Annotated in this window: 14 protein-coding genes and 1 pseudogene; 10 read left to right on the plus strand and 5 right to left on the minus strand. The window is 51.7% G+C overall.

From position 1 onward, the window contains the following. Window positions 1–113: 113 nt before the first annotated feature. From KNO92_RS06545 to KNO92_RS06555, 3 genes are all read right to left on the minus strand, one after another. Complete coding sequence (locus tag KNO92_RS06545; RefSeq protein ID WP_214695352.1) at window positions 114–692, minus strand: DedA family protein; 579 nt, start codon at window positions 690–692, stop codon at window positions 114–116. A gap of 107 nt (window positions 693–799) precedes the next feature. Beyond that, a complete protein-coding gene (locus KNO92_RS06550; protein WP_214695354.1) occupies window positions 800–1,339 on the minus strand; it encodes a transcription repressor NadR in 540 nt (179 codons plus the stop codon). Further along, window positions 1,317–2,447: a cysteine desulfurase family protein gene (locus tag KNO92_RS06555; protein WP_214695356.1), complete on the minus strand. Its 1,131-nt coding sequence runs from the start codon at window positions 2,445–2,447 to the stop codon at window positions 1,317–1,319. Before KNO92_RS06555 ends, KNO92_RS06550 begins: the two co-directional genes overlap by 23 nt. A 95-nt stretch (window positions 2,448–2,542) precedes the next feature. Here KNO92_RS06555 and KNO92_RS06560 point away from each other — a divergent pair, with 95 nt between their 5' ends. From KNO92_RS06560 to yajC, 8 genes are all read left to right on the plus strand, one after another. Further along, window positions 2,543–3,976, plus strand: coding sequence for an L-aspartate oxidase (locus KNO92_RS06560; RefSeq protein ID WP_214695358.1), 1,434 nt, complete (start codon window positions 2,543–2,545; stop codon window positions 3,974–3,976). Next, window positions 3,930–4,799: a carboxylating nicotinate-nucleotide diphosphorylase gene (gene nadC, locus KNO92_RS06565; protein WP_214695360.1), complete on the plus strand. Its 870-nt coding sequence runs from the start codon at window positions 3,930–3,932 to the stop codon at window positions 4,797–4,799. The genes KNO92_RS06560 and nadC overlap by 47 nt, the downstream gene beginning before the upstream one ends. Beyond that, window positions 4,762–5,841: a quinolinate synthase NadA gene (gene nadA / locus KNO92_RS06570; RefSeq protein ID WP_214695362.1), complete on the plus strand. Its 1,080-nt coding sequence runs from the start codon at window positions 4,762–4,764 to the stop codon at window positions 5,839–5,841. Before nadC ends, nadA begins: the two co-directional genes overlap by 38 nt. 701 nt (window positions 5,842–6,542) lie before the next feature. Further along, the gene (ruvA, locus tag KNO92_RS06575) at window positions 6,543–7,130 is read left to right on the plus strand and encodes a Holliday junction branch migration protein RuvA (protein ID WP_015881166.1); all 588 of its coding nucleotides are present in this window, start codon (window positions 6,543–6,545) and stop codon (window positions 7,128–7,130) included. 10 nt (window positions 7,131–7,140) lie between these two features. Beyond that, window positions 7,141–8,142, plus strand: a complete 1,002-nt coding sequence (gene ruvB, locus KNO92_RS06580; RefSeq protein ID WP_214695364.1) for a Holliday junction branch migration DNA helicase RuvB — start codon at window positions 7,141–7,143, stop codon at window positions 8,140–8,142. An 18-nt stretch (window positions 8,143–8,160) separates the two neighbouring features. Beyond that, the gene (gene queA, locus KNO92_RS06585) at window positions 8,161–9,204 is read left to right on the plus strand and encodes a tRNA preQ1(34) S-adenosylmethionine ribosyltransferase-isomerase QueA (RefSeq protein ID WP_214695614.1); all 1,044 of its coding nucleotides are present in this window, start codon (window positions 8,161–8,163) and stop codon (window positions 9,202–9,204) included. Then, entirely contained in the window at window positions 9,201–10,346 is a 1,146-nt protein-coding gene (gene tgt, locus KNO92_RS06590; RefSeq protein WP_015881169.1) for a tRNA guanosine(34) transglycosylase Tgt, read from the plus strand. The genes queA and tgt overlap by 4 nt, the downstream gene beginning before the upstream one ends. Before the next feature lie 84 nt (window positions 10,347–10,430). Beyond that, window positions 10,431–10,709, plus strand: a complete 279-nt coding sequence (gene yajC, locus KNO92_RS06595; protein ID WP_031421435.1) for a preprotein translocase subunit YajC — start codon at window positions 10,431–10,433, stop codon at window positions 10,707–10,709. 19 nt (window positions 10,710–10,728) lie between these two features. Here yajC and KNO92_RS06600 read toward each other — a convergent pair whose 3' ends face one another. Further along, window positions 10,729–11,886, minus strand: a complete 1,158-nt coding sequence (locus KNO92_RS06600; protein ID WP_214760565.1) for an NAD(P)-binding domain-containing protein — start codon at window positions 11,884–11,886, stop codon at window positions 10,729–10,731. A gap of 180 nt (window positions 11,887–12,066) precedes the next feature. Between KNO92_RS06600 and KNO92_RS06605 the strand changes: the two genes are divergently transcribed. Further along, window positions 12,067–13,839, plus strand: a complete 1,773-nt coding sequence (locus KNO92_RS06605) for a methyl-accepting chemotaxis protein (RefSeq protein WP_214695366.1) — start codon at window positions 12,067–12,069, stop codon at window positions 13,837–13,839. A 36-nt stretch (window positions 13,840–13,875) separates the two neighbouring features. Here KNO92_RS06605 and zupT read toward each other — a convergent pair whose 3' ends face one another. Continuing rightward, on the minus strand, window positions 13,876–14,736 hold the full coding sequence (gene zupT / locus KNO92_RS06610) for a zinc transporter ZupT (RefSeq protein WP_214695368.1): 861 nt from the start codon (window positions 14,734–14,736) through the stop codon (window positions 13,876–13,878). 211 nt (window positions 14,737–14,947) lie between these two features. Between zupT and secD the strand changes: the two are divergent. Continuing rightward, window positions 14,948–17,165, plus strand: a pseudogene (gene secD / locus KNO92_RS15020) (protein translocase subunit SecD). Window positions 17,166–17,256: the final 91 nt, after the last annotated feature.

Raw genomic sequence — 17,256 nt, forward strand, 5'->3', positions numbered from 1 at the left:
TCCTCCTTTTTCGTTGTGCGATGTCTTGTTTGTGTGACCGCGATTCGCTTACATGATTCTTATTCGACAGATGTGAGCGTTTCCCTTTCTGACAAAAAAAGAATCAGCGCAAGTTACGCTGATTCTTTCACGTGTTTCGGATGCTGACGAAGATGACGGACAACGAGAAAAATTCCGATGGCGAGCGCCAGGAAGGGCAGGATGTCGTCCATGAAGTGGCCAATCATCCGCCAGTTGTTGCCGAGCATCATCCCGACATGAATGAAGATGAATGACCAGACGGCAAAAATGAGTGTCGTCACCGACAAGAACTTTCGGAACGACAGGCGCATCACGCCGGCACTGACTGCGAACAGCTGGCGCCAGAACAGGCTGAGACAGACGATCCATGCCCCGTACTTCTCAAACCAGCGCTCGGCCCGCAGTTGCTTGTCTTGCCGAATCCGGAAGTAACGATACAGCTTCAAGGCGACGGGACGCCCACCATATCGACCGATCCAGTAAAGACCGATCTGACTGAGCGTGAAGGAAACCCACGCCAGTAGGAACATCAGGAAGAAAGACGCGTCATGCGAATCGACGAGAAAGCCGCCATATGCGAGAACGAGTTCGTTCGGGATGAATTGGATGAAGATGCCGAGAGGAATGCTGAAGACACCACATACGGCGAGCATGTGCTCGAGGACGTTCATGACGAGACCTCCTTTCAAGGTGATTGCAGGAAACTTGTTCCATCCATCAGTATAACGGACATGACTGAAAAGAAAAAGAAGAGATGTCACATATTCGTGACATCTCTTCAATCTAATTCGGATACGAGAATACCGAGTCGGTCAAGCTCTTTCACCGCGGCATCAATCGCTTCCTGATGATCGGCTTCAAGTGTATGGACATGTAATCCTCCGGTCAATTGCGAGAGCGGTGAGGCCCCGTGTGCCTTGACCCGTTCGAGGAAGGCGCGGACGTCACGTCGACTCTTCACCATGAGCTGTCCCGTGATGGATCCGTAAACAGGGTGGTCGATGATGACGTCTTTGATGGTGACCCCTTCATCGACGATGGCGTTCATCTCTGCCTCCATCTCCTCTGCCGTATGGCGGCAAGCTACTTTTTTTGAATAGGTAGACGGGGTGAAGTCGCCGTGCAAATAAACATAACCGCGCGCGGTGGCGACGATTTGGTGACCTTTCGCTTTTAAGAGCGACAAGTCTTGGACGATGACCTGGCGACTGACGGATACGTGCCTTGCCAGTTCAGATCCAGTGATCGGTTCATTGCTCGATTCGATCAGTTGAAGTAAAGTGCGACGGCGTTCTTCACCGGCTAAACGTTTGTTCATGATGTTCGACTCTCCTTGCTAAAGTGACGATGGCATCGGCGAGGGCCGATGTGTCTTCGACGGTCGTTTGCGCGCCGAAGGAAATGCGGACGAGTCCGTGGCAGGCGCTCGTCTCATATCCGAGTGCTTCGAGCATGCGGTTCGGTCCGTTCTGACCGGCGCGACATGCTGACCCGGCGGATACTTGGAACCCGAGATCGTCGAGCTCGGTCATCCACCATTGTCCGTCGCGTTGATGGGATACGAAGGAAAAGATAGCGGGACTTTGTTCGTCAAACTCGAGCCAATGGACATACGCTGACGTCTTCTCTTTCAAGATAGCACGAAACGCCATGAAATTTCTCTGAAAACGTGTCAGTTGATCCTGACGTTCCCCGAGCGCTTTGACGAAGGCGCTGATTCCTGGAACATCGATCGTACCCGGACGAATCCCGTATTGGTGATGACCTGGATAGTAAGGTGGGGGAATCAAGCGTTCCATATAGAGGGCGCCGATCCCTTTTGGTCCACCGACCTTATGGGCGCTGAACGAGTAGGCGTCGATTCCTTCCACAGAAATCGGGATTTTCCCTAGTGCCTGTACCCCGTCCACGTGAAAGAGAATCTTTTTATATTTTAGGAGACATTGGATGTGATGGAGCGGCAACACCCATCCCGTGTCGGAATTGACGTGTTGGAGCGTGACGAGTCCGATGTCACGGTCAAGTAAGTGCGTGAACGTCTCCAAATCAAACTTTCCGTCTTTCAATTTCAAGCGATGGACGATGACCCCTTCGCGTTCCCATTCTTCAAGCAAAAGGGCGACTGAATCATGTTCGTGCCAGGACGTGATCACTTCTTTCCCTTTCATGCGCTTCCGTAGGCTCGTCAGTGCGATGTAGTTACTTTCAGAACCACTTCCGGTAAACAATAACTTCCCACGTAAGACGTCGAGTCCGAGTGCTTGTTTAAGTAGTCGCCGTGCCTCTGTCAAATAATCTTCAGCCATATATCCGTGCGCGTGGAGTGATGATGGGTTCCCATAAACGTTTTTGGCCATAGCCACGTAATGGTCTAATGCTGCATGTGTCATAGGATGTGTAGCGGCGTAGTCGAAGTAGCGGTTCATCATGGACTCCCCTTTTCTCATGTTGTCTTCTACACAAAATTATGCGAAACTAGTTTACAAGTCAACATTACATATGAAAAACAGGTGATATACAGGTGTCTTTACAGATAGAGAAAACCGACATTTTGATTATTGGAACAGGACTTGCCGCCGTCGCGACGGCGCTACATGTGCCATCCTCATTCTCTGTCCTCCTCGTCTCCAAAGGGGAGGCGACGTCGACGAACTCCGATTTGGCACAAGGAGGGATTGCGAGCTCGTATCTCGAGGAGACGAGTGAGGCACATAAAGAAGACACGATGCTTGCTTCGAATCAGACATCGTGCTCAGAACGCGTCGACATTCTCGTGGAAGAAGGACGTCGAGCGATTGAAGAGATGGAACGGTTCGGTGTCCGCTTCGATCGTGACGAGAAAGGGTATACCCTCGGACGGGAAGGGGCTCATCGGTTGCATCGTATTTTTCATGCCGGAGGTGACGAGACTGGTCGACATGTCATGCGGCACTTGCGTCAGTCTTTACCGGACAACGTGAACATACTCGAACACGTCCTCGTCCATGACCTTGTGATGAAGGAAGGACGAGTCGTCGGTGCGATGGCGTTTCAGAAAGAAAAATGGCTACACATCGAGGCAGGTGCCGTCGTTCTCGCGACCGGCGGAATCGGTGGACTTGTCGATTGGACCTCAAACGCGCAGACGGTGACCGGTGACGGTCTCGTCTTGGCAAATCGATGCGGGGCCAAACTGACGAACTTACAGCGAATCCAATTTCACCCGACTTTGTTGGCCGCCGAGGAACCTCATCTCGTCACCGAGGCGCTCCGTGGTGCCGGTGCGAGGCTCGTCAATCCATACGGAAACGATGTGATGGCGCATCACCCACTTGGGAGTCTCGCCCCTCGAGACGTGGTGGCCCGTGTCTTAACAGACCGATTAGAACCCATCTTTCTCGATACGACTGGTGTGACACGACTACGTGAACGGTTCCCAAAACTCGCAACGACGTGTGACAAGTTAGGCATCGACCTTCGCCAAATTCCCGTTCGCCCAGGGCTCCATTTTCATATGGGCGGAATCGAAGTGGATGACGAGGGTCGAACGGACGTCGACGGTTTGTATGCCGTCGGAGAAGTGGCGGAAGCAGGTGTACACGGGACGAATCGACTGGCCTCGAATTCACTCTTGGAATGCTGGGTGTTCGGAAAACGTGTCGCCGAGGCGATTCAAGTGAAGGACAGAGGCTTTGCGACGAGCGATGTGATGGCGTATGACATCTCACCTGACACGTTCCGTGCGCTCCGTCATCAAATCGGCAAGTGGATGACGATTTCACCGAATCATGACGAAATAAAATGTTTCTTACAAAATACCCAAACGTTGACCATGACGAAACACGTGACAAGACAATTAAGTGAACAAACTTTACAACTCGATGCGGCGCGTCTCATCGCGCAAAGCATCCTCGAAATGGAGAGGTACGATGAACACGATTTATCTACGCGAACAGCTACGACAGTTTCTGATTGAGGATATCGGATATGGCGATCTATCAAGTGAACTGATCGATGAACAGGACAAGTCAGTCGCGACCATCATTGCAAAAGAGGAAGGCGTCTTCTGCGGGAAGCCAATCGTTCAAGAACTTGCTAGAATGCAACAACTCGAATTGGTGGATTGCCAAGATGACGGGAGTCGGATTGCCCCTGGCGATGAACTGATCGTCTTGAAAGGGAAGACTCGTGTCCTGTTAGAGACGGAACGTGTCTTATTGAATGTGATTCAGCGTGTGAGCGGGATTGCGACGATGACACGTCAATGTGTCGATGCGCTCGATGACGACTCGATTCATGTCACGGATACGCGGAAAACGACACCGGGACTTCGCATGCTTGAGAAGTATGCCGTTCGTATCGGTGGCGGCTACAACCATCGACTCCGCCTCGACGATGCCGTCATGATCAAAGACAACCATATCGTCGCACTCGGCGGTGTGACAGAAGCCATTCACGCCGCACGTTCTAGAGTCGGTCATACGACCCCGATTGAAGTCGAGGTCGAATCGTTCGCCCAGCTCTTAGAAGCCGTTCAAGCGAATCCGGATATTGTGATGCTCGATAATCGGACGCCGGATGAACTGCGAGAATGGGTCCAGCATATTCCGGACCATATCACGATCGAAGTGTCTGGCGGCATCACGCTCGACACGATTGCCGACTATCAAGGAATTCGCATCGATGTCATCTCACTCGGTCAGTTGACCCACTCGGTACGGGCGCTCGACTGCAGTATGAATTTACAAGGAGGAATGAAACATGCAACTACTCGGAACACTCCCACCGACGTACGCTAATCTGTCAGTGGAGGAAATGGAGACACGGATTCAGGCGGTCAAAGACCGGCTCGGGACACGTCTCTTCTTACCGGCGCATCACTATCAAAAAGACGAGGTCGTCCAATTCGCGGACGCGACAGGGGATTCGCTCCAGCTCGCGCGCCTCGCGGAACAGATGAGCGAAGCGGAATTCATCGTCTTCTGTGGCGTGCATTTCATGGCGGAGACAGCAGACATGTTGACACGCGACGACCAGATTGTCGTCTTGCCTGATATGCGGGCCGGTTGCTCCATGGCAGACATGGCTGATATCGATCAGACAGAGATTGCGTGGGAAGAGTTGACGGAGCAGTTCGGGGAAGGGATTATCCCGATTACATACGTCAATTCAACGGCGGCCATCAAGGCTTTCGTCGGACGTCATGGCGGGGCGACCGTCACATCGTCGAACGCACATGAGATCGTCCGCTGGGCGCTTGAGGCAGGAGAGCGGATTTTGTTCCTTCCCGACCAGCATCTCGGACGGAATACGGCGTATGACCTCGGCATCCCGCTCGAGGCGATGGCCGTCTGGGATCCGCTCCGCGAAGAACTAGTGGCAGAAGGAGACCTCGAACAGATTCGGGTCATTCTTTGGAAAGGGCATTGTTCTGTCCATGAGAAATTTACGGTCTCGCAAATTCAATCGTTCCGTGAGCGCGAACCGGATCGTCGCATCATCGTCCATCCAGAATGTACGTTTGATGTCGTGCAGGCAGCCGACGAGGCCGGATCGACGTCGTATATCATCGACAAGATTGATGCGAGTGAACCCGGGACAAAATGGGCGGTCGGGACGGAGATGAACCTCGTGAACCGATTGGCGGCGACGTACCCGCATCTCGATATCGTCTCGTTGAACCCGTTCATGTGTCCATGTCTGACGATGAACCGAATCGACTTGCAACATCTCCTCTGGGCGCTCGAGTCGCTCGAGACGGACCCTGTGAACATCATTCGCGTCGATGCTGAGACGACAGAGTGGTCGAAACGTGCACTTGAACGTATGCTCGCACGGTAATCGCTTCAGGACAGGCAAACGCCTGTCCTCAGACTGTAGACAAAGTATAGGTCTAATGTCTTTTTTATGCCCAATCCGGACATGGCTCGCTTTCCTAGGGGCAAGCAGGGAGCCGCATCGCGACTGCGTCACTGCTGGGTCTCCCTTTGCTTGTTATTCCCTCAGGAGTCTCGCCTGCCCGTTCTTGGTCACCTTTTGTCCTTCATCCCACATAATGGTGTGAGAAGAACACACAGGGGGCGGATCTGATAATCAACAAGTCGACACCATCCATCCTTCACGGTCTGACGAACGGAACGGATGTTGAACGGCGGCCCGAGGAGGATGATCTCGGGATCGATGACGGGCGGGCTCGGCGTTTTCCCTTTCCCCTAATACATCGATTCGAAGTAAGTACCGAGCTTTTTCTTCGGCCGTCGGGGCCTTAGAAAAAGACAAACGGCCGCCAGATGACGACCGTTTGCGTTGCTCGCCCGACGGCGCCCCGACTCCTGCAGGAAAGCAATCCGACGGAGACCCAGCAGCGACCTAGGTCGCGATGCGGCTCCGGGATTGCCTGCGGAAAGCGTGGGCGCCGGAAGGACGAGTTCGAACATGTTATTTGTCAACAAGCTGAGGACAGGCAAACGCCTGTCCTTTTTTCATATCGCTCGTTATGGTACAATAAATGCAGTTTTTCCGACCGAAAAGGAGATTACACCGTGATTGAATTCGTAAAAGGACCCGTCGCCTATGTGTGTGCGGAATATATAACGTTAGATGTCTCGGGCGTCGGCTACAAAGTACATGTGCCTAACCCGTTTTTTTATCGTGAACAAGACGAACATGTAATCGTGTTTACGCATCATTACGTCCGTGAAGATCAACAGACGCTATACGGTTTCCGGTCACGCCGGGAACGGGAGCTCTTTAATAAACTCCTTAGCGTGAGCGGCATCGGACCGAAGGGGGCACTCGCAATCGTCGCCTCTGGAGATATCGACGCGTTGATTGATGCGATTGAAACCGAGAATGAGAAGTATTTGACGAAGTTCCCGGGAGTCGGGAAGAAGACGGCCAAACAGATGGCACTCGACTTGAAAGGGAAGTTATCCGAACTTGCACCGGATTATGTGCCAAACGAAGGATTGTTCGCACAAGGTGCATCAGAACTAGACGAGGCGTGTGAGGCGCTCGTCGCCCTCGGATATTCTGAACGAGAGATCGCGAAAGTCCGCAAAGCATTGAGCGGCGAGATCTTGACGACCGACGCGTACATAAAACGCGCGCTACAGCTGTTATTGAAATAAGGAGGAAGCTATGGACGAACGATTGTTGTCACAATCTCATCAGCAATATGAAGACTCTGAAGAGTGGAGCTTACGTCCGCAGCGCTTCGAGCAATATATCGGGCAGGAAAAGGCGAAAGGTAATTTGTCGGTCTTCATTCAGGCCGCTAAACTTCGCAGTGAGACACTCGACCACGTCCTATTGTATGGACCACCGGGACTCGGGAAGACGACGCTTGCGCAAATTATCGCTAACGAGATGGGCGTCGGCATCAAAACGACCGCCGGACCGGCGATTGAACGACCAGGTGATTTGGCCGCGATCCTCTCGACACTTGAGCCGGGTGACGTCTTATTTATCGATGAGATTCACCGGTTGAGTCGGACGATTGAAGAGATTCTCTATCCGGCGATGGAAGACTACTGTCTCGATATCGTCTATGGACAAGGTGAGATGGCGCGAAGCGTACGCATCGATTTGCCACCGTTCACACTCGTCGGGGCGACGACGCGGGCCGGGATGTTATCGGCGCCGCTTCGGGACCGTTTCGGGGTCACACTGAAACTTGAATACTATGAGCCACACGAACTCGCGGCGATTGTCAGTCGGACGGCCCAGCTGTTCCGCCTCTCCATCTCACCTGAGGCGAGTGGCGCGATTGCGAAGCGCTCGCGAGGGACACCGCGGATCGCCAATCGTCTCTTGCGCCGAGTCCGTGACTTCGCGCAGGTGGCCGGCACGAAAGAAATCGATCCAGTTCTCGCATCCGATGCGCTCGACCGTCTACACGTCGATGCACTCGGACTCGATGAAGTCGACCATCGATTGCTTCGGGCCATGGTGGAGCGATTCGGAGGTGGACCGGTCGGACTCGAGACGCTCGCCGCAACAATCGGTGAGGATGCTCAGACGATCGAAGACGTCTACGAGCCATATTTATTACAACAAGGGTTCTTGCAGCGGACGCCGCGAGGACGGATGATCACACAGTTTGCCAAGTCGCATTTTGGTTATGAAGAGGAAGAGGAGTAAGGTATGCAAGACATTCAATTGAACGTAAACGATTATGATTTTGAATTGCCAGAAGAGTTGATTGCCCAGGTCCCATTGCTTGATCGGACGAGCTCGCGTCTGCTCGTATTGGACCGTGAGACAGGAGACATCGAGCATCGTCATTTCCGTGACGTGCTCGACTACTTGAACGAGGGAGATGCGCTCGTCGTCAACGATTCGCGCGTCTTACCGGCTCGTCTCTTCGGAGCGAAACAAGAGACAGGCGGGAAAGTGGAACTGCTCTTATTGAAACAGACGGAAGACGACGTATGGGAAGCGCTCGTCAAACCGGCGAAAAAAGTTCGTGTCGGTTCCATTGTCGAATTTGGTGACGGACTTCTCCGCGCGGAATGCGTTGAGGAACTCCCGGAAGGTGGACGTCGCTTCAAGTTCGACTACGACGGCATCTTCTACGAGATTTTAGACGAGCTCGGAACGATGCCACTCCCACCGTACATCCGTGAACAACTCGATGACCAGGATCGTTATCAGACGGTCTATGCGCGGGAACGAGGCAGTGCAGCCGCTCCGACAGCAGGTCTCCATTTCACGGAAGAGCTGCTCGAGGCAGCGAAGGCGAAAGGGGTTCGATTGATCCCGCTCACGCTTCACGTCGGTCTCGGTACGTTCCGTCCGGTGACGGCTGATTCGATTGAAGAACATACGATGCATAGCGAATATTTCGAGTTGTCAGCTCAATCGGCTGAAGCGCTCCGAGATGTCCGGTCGAACGGAGGTCGCATCTTTGCGGTCGGTACGACATCGACACGAACGCTCGAAACGATCATGCGAGACCATGGGGACTTCGTCGAGTCATCGGGCTGGACGGATATCTTTATCTACCCTGGTGTCGAGTTGAAGGCAATCGATGGATTGATCACGAACTTCCACTTGCCTAAATCGACACTCGTCATGCTCGTCTCTGCATTCGCGACGCGCGACATCATCTTACACGCTTATCGGACTGCGGTCGCAGAACGATACCGCTTCTTCAGTTTTGGAGACGCGATGCTCATCACGAGGAAGGAAGTAACAAAATGACAAAACACGCAGTCACATACGAACACATTCACACATGTAAACAGACCGGAGCGCGGCACGGAATCGTCCATACGCCGCACGGGTCGTTCGAGACACCAGTCTTCATGCCGGTCGGGACGCAAGCGAGCGTCAAGACGATGGCACCAGAACAGGTCAAGGCGATGGGTGCGAACATCATCTTGTCGAACACGTACCACCTATGGGTTCGTCCGGGGCATGAGGTCATCAAACAAGCTGGCGGGCTTCATAAGTTCATGAACTGGGACGGCGCGATTCTCACGGACTCAGGTGGCTTCCAAGTGTTCTCGCTTGCCGATCTTCGAAACATTCAAGAAGAAGGCGTCCATTTCCGTAACCACTTGAACGGCGACAAGTTGTTCTTGTCACCGGAAAAGGCGATGGAGATTCAAAACGCACTCGGGTCGGATATCATGATGGCATTCGATGAGTGCCCACCTTATCCGGCGACACATGAATACATGAAGAAGTCGGTCGAACGCACGAGCCGCTGGGCAGAACGTTGCCTTGAGGCACACGAGCGTCCAGAAGACCAAGCGCTCTTCGGGATCATTCAAGGTGGGGAATATGAGGATCTTCGTCGTCAAAGCGCACAAGATCTCGTCTCACTCGATTTCCCAGGATATGCGGTCGGCGGTCTCTCGGTCGGTGAACCGAAAGACGTCATGTATCGTGCCCTCGAGTTCACGACGCCGCTCATGCCGGAAAACAAACCACGTTATTTGATGGGTGTCGGTTCGCCAGACGCGTTGATTGAAGGGTCGATTCGTGGAATCGATATGTTTGACTGCGTCCTCCCGACACGGATTGCACGGAACGGGACGCTTATGACATCGAAAGGTCGCGTCACGATCAAGCAAGCGAAGTATAAGACGGATTTCGGCCCGATCGATGAGAAGTGTGACTGCAACACGTGTAAGAACTACTCACGTGCGTATGTCCATCACTTGATTCGTGCGGACGAGATGTTCGGCCTTCACTTATGTACGACACACAACCTTCACTTCCTCGTGAAGTTGATGGAGCAGGTTCGTCAAGCGATTCGCGAAGACCGTTTGCTCGATTTCAAAGAAGAGTTCTTCGAAGAATACGGCTACAACAAGCCGAATGCGAAGAATTTCTAAGGAAACGTGTCGGACATTGTGTGACAATGCTTCAGTTTCACGGTATAATGAACCTGATATTGAAGGAAAGGGTGAATGTTACTCATGGAAACAATCGTTGCGTTATTACCAATGATCTTGATTTTCGTCGTATTTTACTTCTTGTTGATTCGTCCACAGACGAAACGCCAAAAAGAAGTACAAGCGATGCAAAACGCCCTCGAGCGTGGCGACAGCGTTGTCACAATCGGCGGTTTACACGGCGTCGTTCATCAAATCGAAGACACACATGTCGTTTTGAAATGCGATCAATCGCTTCTCCGTTTCAACCGAAGCGCAGTTGCGGAAGTCGTGAAAAAAGCGAATGCCTCATTTGAGGAATAAGTAAGTAAGCGTCTGACCATTATGGTCGGACGCTTTTTTGTGTGGATAGAAGTTGGGGGAGAATTCTTCGGGCAGCCTCTTGTCCACCGTAGACGGCTCTCGCGAATGGACCGATAATCAAATCCGCATAGGCACCCGTCAAGTATAGACCAGGCGTCCATTCGAGACGTTCATTCAAGGCAGGTGTGCCACATGGCGTGAGAGGAAGATGGAGCTGGTCGATTAATGGCTGCAAGAAAGTCTCTTTCACAGGGTGTGGTCGGATTCCTGTACAACAGACGATTTCTTGCCCGGCAAGTTTTTCACCGTTCACGAATAACGAACCACTGTCCCGCTCGACTTCTCCGATGAGATGTGTCACGGCATTCGTTTGAACAAGGCGTTTCACTTTCAAGACGAGATCGTTCGGAGCGGACCCCGGCTTTCGTTCACGGGCGATGAATGATCGTTTTGTCGTCCAGTCTTGTTTCAGACGATGGAAGTCAATTAATCCTTTCGGTCCCATGAACTGCCGATCGGCGTCGAATTGACTCACTTCTAGTGGTCGTCTCGTCACGAGTGTCACGTAATGACCTTGGTTGACACGTTTCACGACATAATGAAGTGCTGTGATGCCACCGCCGACGACAATCACTTCATCTGATTCGTCCGAAGGATTGTTCATGAAAACGTGTCGGCAACGTTCGTCCGCCCATTCGGGTAACACGACATTTGCGGATTGACCGATCGCGACAATGACCGAGTCCGCGACGATGAGGCGGCGGTCTGTTCGGACGTGATAGTGTGCCCCATCTTTTCGGAGCGTCATCACCTGTTCATTGCCGAGGAAGCGCTCCTCGAGGCGATACGCTTCCCATGACGATTCGGCATGGTCATTGAACAGTTCGAGCGAAGGGCGACCGAACGTATCTTTGTAATGATTGGAGCGATAGGCATAACGAGATGCGAATTGCTTCAGGGCGTGCGGATTCGAAGAAACGTGGTGCACGCGAGTCGAACGAAGGTGTGACATGGAGATGGTTGAAGTTTGCTGTTTCCAATTCGTGAGCGGGTCGGTGTGTCGGTCGACAATCAGAACATCTTCCAGTTGCCCGCCTTGTTCCATATATGAGATGGCGAGTGTCATCCCATGGACACCCGCGCCGATAATTAATAAGGATGTGTTCTCAACATTCATTTGAATACCTCTCAAAACGTAATAATTACGATTTAAAGTATACAAACATGACTTCTTTTTGTCAAAACGAAATCGAATCAACATTCATCCACCTCATTTCGAAAAATCGATTTGATTCATGAAAACGTTTGCATTAATGTCAAGTTGAGAAGAAATTCGAGATGAAGGAGAACGGATGACATGGACGTGAAACGATTGGTACGACCGATGAAGAAGTGGAAAGGGTGGACATGGAAGCGGAGCGGTACAAAACAGAAAGGGCGTTCTTCTCTCAGAAGACGAATGTCGATCGCGCTAGTTCCCACAATTATCGCGCTCGTCCTTGTCGGAGCGCTTGGTTCATATCAACTGAGACAATCGACTGCTGCATATGACCGGGTGCTGAACGAGGGAACACAGGAAATGCTGTTGGCTGAAAATCTGTCGCTTGCGGTGACCGATGCAGAACGTTATTTGAACTACTATATGCTCGTTGCCAATCCGAAAACACTCATCAGTCTGCAAAGTGTTCAGGAGCAGCGTGACGAGTTGATGGCTTCACTGAAGGAATCCTCTTCAGATGAGAAGATTTTATCTTGGTTGGGGGATTTGGAGAAATTTAACGAGTTGTTGGACCGTGAGATGAATCGTGCAATCGAACTTCGCCAGCAACAAGATGAGATTGGGTATAAGACGGTCCTCAATACGAGCGTGACGCCGACAACGGACCGTGTTCGGATGACAGTGACAGACCTTGTCGAATACAAAGGTGAACTCCTCGCATCCGAGACGAAAGCTGTACAAGCCGAAGCGGAGAGTTCAATCCTCTGGATGCTTGTCATCAGCGTCGTCGGTGTCGTGATCGGAATCCTGTCCTTGCTTGCCTTACAACGCCTCTTCTTAAAACCGATCAACCGACTCGGTCGTCAAGCGCGAATTATGGCGGGCGGGGATTTGACGGGCGAAGATATTGAGGTCGCCTCAAACGATGAGCTCGGAGATCTTGTCACGGCTTTCAATGAGATGAAACATAACCTCGTCGGATTGATTCGTCGAGTTGGCGAGGCTTCAGAGAAAGTCACTGCCTATTCAGAAGAACTGTATGCGAGTACGGACCACGTGGCGACAACGACTCAAGGTGTCTCTCGTTTGTTTGAAGACATGAATGTGGCGGCCCAAGGGTCGTCTAAACGAGCGGAAGAAGGGACGATTGGCGTCAATCAAGCGGTCGATGGGTTGAACCAGATTGCTGCAGCGTCACAAGGAGTGAACGAACAGACGATTCATACACTTGAAGCAGCAAACGGTGGACTTGAGACCGTTCAATTAGCTGAGAAACGAATGCAAGAGATTCGTCGCGCCAATGAGCTCACGCAACAGATGGTGACCCGTCTTTCGAATCAGTCGCTTGAGATTGAGAAGATTACGCGTTCGATCACGGCCATCACGGAACAGACGAACTTGCTTGCGCTCAATGCGGCCATCGAGGCGGCACGTGCGGGTGAACATGGGAAAGGGTTCGCGGTCGTCGCGGCAGAAGTGAGAAAGCTTGCCGAGGAGTCGAAGCAATCTGCCATTCAAATTCAGACTGTCGTCCGTGACATCCAGCGCGACACGGAGCAAGTCGAGACGGCGTTCGAAGAATCGAGCGTGCATGTCGAGAGTGGGGTATCACAGATGGGTGAAGTCGCCTCGGCGTTCCGTGAGATTGTATCGGTCATCGAAGAGACGTCGCGTCAGATGAGTGAGATTGCCGCGGCGACAGAAGAAGTCAGTGCCAATACGACAGAAGTTGCCGTTTCGGTCGAGGATATGTCCACGAACGCCGTCTCGACACAACGAAGCGTCGAAGAGGCGGGGGCCAATGTCGAGGAACAACTCGCGGCCATCCAAGAAATCAACAGCATCGCCGAAACGATGAGCCATATGTCGTCTGAATTAAAAGATGTCGTCCATGTGTTTAAGACGACATGACAAATGCCCTGACGCCTCGCGTCAGGGCATTACTCGTTACATTAATAGGATCAGACTTGTCGCCATGACGATCATTCCGGCGACCATTCCGTACATTGAATGGTGGGCATGCCCATATTCACGGGCTGCAGGAAGCAACTCGTCGAGCGAGATGAAGACCATGATCCCACCGACTGCCGCGAACAAGAGACCAAATACCGTGTCGCTCAAGAACGGCATGAGGAGTAAAAATCCGATGGCTGCTCCGGCAGGCTCTGCAAGACCGGATAACATCGAAAGCTTGAACGCCTTTTTCCGTGAACCGGTCGCATAATAAATCGGCACAGAGACGGCGATCCCTTCTGGAATGTTATGCAGCGCGATGGCAATGGCAATGGCCACGCCGACGGCTGGGTCATCAAGCGCTGAGATGAACGTCGCAAGTCCTTCCGGGAAGTTGTGAATCCCAATGGCGAGTGCCATGAAGATTCCCATTTTCTTTAGGCGACTTTGTGTCTCAGGATGATTGATTGGAGCCGCTTCATTTGTTGCTGTCGTTGCCAACTCTTGCGTTGACGGATCGTTCTGCATCGATTCAACGAACTTGACCTCGTGCGGGTTCTCCATTTTCGGGATGAACTTATCGATCATACCGATCAAGAACATTCCCCCGAAGAACGCGAGGACGGTGTAAATCGTTCCAGTATACTCCCCGTGTGCACCGACAAGTTCTTCAAGCGCCTTTGGGAAGATCTCAATAAAGGATACGTAAATCATGACACCGCCTGAAAATCCGAGAGAGATGGACAAGAAAGCCGTGTTCGTTCGTTTCGCAAAGAATGCGATCATACTCCCGATCCCTGTCGCAAGACCTGCGAACAAGGTGAGGAGGAACGCAAAAATAATTGTGCTGTCCATGTGGTAAGACTCCTTTGATGTTGTGATGTTAGCTACATCATACATGAAGTTTTGCCCTTGTGCAACATTTAGTCTCGTACGCAAATTAACGCTACATTTCCGTGAATAGACGTTACAATTTTAGGAAAATGATTGATAAATGTTTAGAAAATTTGTAATGTTAACGAGAGAAGTTATATAAAGAACAGTGGTTTAGAAAGGAAATAGTCGTATGTACAAAAAAGGCAACATTGCGATTTTCGCGATCATCATGATTGCGACAATCCTGCTCGCTGTGTTCTCGACACCTTGGGTCGTCAAGAACACGAACCTCGGACTCGACTTAAAAGGTGGATTCGAAGTTTTGTATGAAGTACAACCGCTCGAAGACGGCGACGTCATCGACGAGTCGGCGATGAATGCAACCGTTCGCGCCATCAACAACCGAATCAACGTCCTCGGGGTTTCCGAACCGGACGTTCGAATCGAAGAGAACAATCGAATCCGTGTCCAGCTTGCCGGCGTATCGAACCAAAACGAAGCGCGCGAAGTCATCTCGTCAACGGCGCAATTGACGTTCCGTGACGTGAACGACAACGTCTTGCTCGACGGGAAAGACTTGGCGCCTCGTGGTGCGGCACTTAGCTACAATCAGCAAGGGCAACCAGTCGTTGAGTTGACACTTCAATCGGCCGATCAGTTCGGCGAAGTGACGTCTGAAATCTCACAACGTCCGGCTCCTGAGAACCGTCTCGTCATCTGGCTCGATTACGAAGAAGGTGACACATACGAAGAAGAGATTCAAAAAGAAAACTCGAAAATCGTTTCGGATGCTTCTGTTAATGGTCCGATTTTGTCAGATAAAGCGATTATCTCTGGTGGTGGGATTGATGCGGAGAGCGGACAACGCCTTGCCGACATCTTGAACGCAGGGGCACTCCCGGTCAAACTTGACGAGATCTACTCGACGTCGGTATCGGCTCAGTTCGGTCAAGACGCATTAGAAGAGACGGTATTTGCCGCTTCAATCGGGATCATTGCCGTGTTCATCTTCATGTTGTTCTTCTATCGTCTACCTGGACTCGTGTCGATCATCACGCTTGTACTGTATATTAACTTGATCATGTTGTTCTTCAATGGAATCAATGCGGTCTTGACGCTCCCAGGGATTGCGGCACTTGTCCTCGGGGTCGGGATGGCGGTCGATGCGAACATCATCACGGCGGAACGAATCAAAGATGAGCTCCGCTCTGGGAAGTCGGTCTTGTCGGCATTCCGTGCCGGTAACCGTCGTTCCCTCAGTACGATCATTGATGCCAACTTGACGACGCTCATCTCGGCTGCGGTCTTGTTCTACTTTGGACAAAGCTCGGTCAAAGGGTTCGCCGTCATGCTCATGATTTCAATCGGGATGACGTTCATCTCGAACGTATTCATCTCACGTTATTTGATGCACCTCCTTGTCTCAAGTCGTCTGTTCGACAAACGTAAAGGATGGTTTGGTGTGAAGGAGAGTGAAATCCGTGAACTTTAAGCTTACTGAATGGAATTACGTCAAACATATGCGCACGATGTTCTTGGTTTCGACGGCAATCGTCGTTCTCGGAATCGGTCTCTTGTTCTTCCGGGGATTGAACCTTGGAATTGACTTCGCCTCAGGAACACGTGTCGAGGTATTAACGGAAGAACGTGTCTCGCAAGAAGAGTTCACGCAAGCGTTCAATGACGCAGGCATCGACCAAGAGATTTCGAGTGTCCAATATGCAGATGAAGGACGTTTGGCATATGTCACGTTCGTCGGACAACTAGGTCAAGAAGAAGTCGCAAGCGTCAAGACGGCGTTCACGGAGCAGTTCGGCAACGACCCGAACATCAGCACCGTGTCGGCTCAGGTCGGTCGTGACTTGGCGAAAAACGCCTTGTATGCGGTAGCCGTTGCGTCGATCGGGATCATCCTGTACATCACGGTCCGTTTCCAGTTCTCCTATGCGGTTGCGACAGTGGTGGCGATGTTACACGATGCCTTCTTCATGATCGTCGCATTCTCACTCTTTGGGATTGAAGTCAACTTGTACTTCATCGCAGCGATTCTGACGATTATCGGTTATTCCGTCAACGATACGATTGTTACGTTCGACCGCGTGCGGGAGAACATCACGTCGTATGAAAAAGAACGGAAGATTCGTTCGATGGACGTCTATGAGTCGATCATCAACAAATCGATTCAAGAGACGATTGTCCGTTCGGTCAACACCGTCATCACGGTACTCGTGACGGCGATCGCCTTGTACGTGTTCGGTGCCGAGTCGATTCGCAGCTTCTCGCTCGCATTGATTATCGGACTCTTCATGGGGATGTACTCATCCATCTTCATCGCATCGTACTTGTGGCTCCTCATCAAACGCACGACCATCAACAAGAAAAAAGATACGCCGGTCACAGAGGCGTAACAAGTGGGTCTCCCTTCAAACGGGAGACCTTTTTAAATGTCAAGACGGCACATCTTTCACGTGGTCTGCTATAATCTACAATTGATTGGAG

Origin of the sequence: Exiguobacterium sp. s129 (assembly GCF_018617585.1) — a bacterium.
In the GTDB taxonomy this organism is placed as follows: domain Bacteria; phylum Bacillota; class Bacilli; order Exiguobacteriales; family Exiguobacteriaceae; genus Exiguobacterium; species Exiguobacterium aestuarii_A.

Coding starts and splice junctions, on each gene's coding strand:
- KNO92_RS06545 (WP_214695352.1), bottom strand. CDS start 692: ATGAACGTCCTCGAGCACATGCTCGCCGTATGTGGTGTCTTCAGCATT.
- KNO92_RS06550 (WP_214695354.1), bottom strand. CDS start 1,339: ATGAACAAACGTTTAGCCGGTGAAGAACGCCGTCGCACTTTACTTCAA.
- KNO92_RS06555 (WP_214695356.1), bottom strand. CDS start 2,447: ATGAACCGCTACTTCGACTACGCCGCTACACATCCTATGACACATGCA.
- nadC (WP_214695360.1), top strand. CDS start 3,930: ATGAACACGATTTATCTACGCGAACAGCTACGACAGTTTCTGATTGAG.
- nadA (WP_214695362.1), top strand. CDS start 4,762: ATGCAACTACTCGGAACACTCCCACCGACGTACGCTAATCTGTCAGTG.
- ruvB (WP_214695364.1), top strand. CDS start 7,141: ATGGACGAACGATTGTTGTCACAATCTCATCAGCAATATGAAGACTCT.
- tgt (WP_015881169.1), top strand. CDS start 9,201: ATGACAAAACACGCAGTCACATACGAACACATTCACACATGTAAACAG.
- yajC (WP_031421435.1), top strand. CDS start 10,431: ATGGAAACAATCGTTGCGTTATTACCAATGATCTTGATTTTCGTCGTA.
- KNO92_RS06600 (WP_214760565.1), bottom strand. CDS start 11,886: ATGAATGTTGAGAACACATCCTTATTAATTATCGGCGCGGGTGTCCAT.
- KNO92_RS06605 (WP_214695366.1), top strand. CDS start 12,067: ATGGACGTGAAACGATTGGTACGACCGATGAAGAAGTGGAAAGGGTGG.
- zupT (WP_214695368.1), bottom strand. CDS start 14,736: ATGGACAGCACAATTATTTTTGCGTTCCTCCTCACCTTGTTCGCAGGT.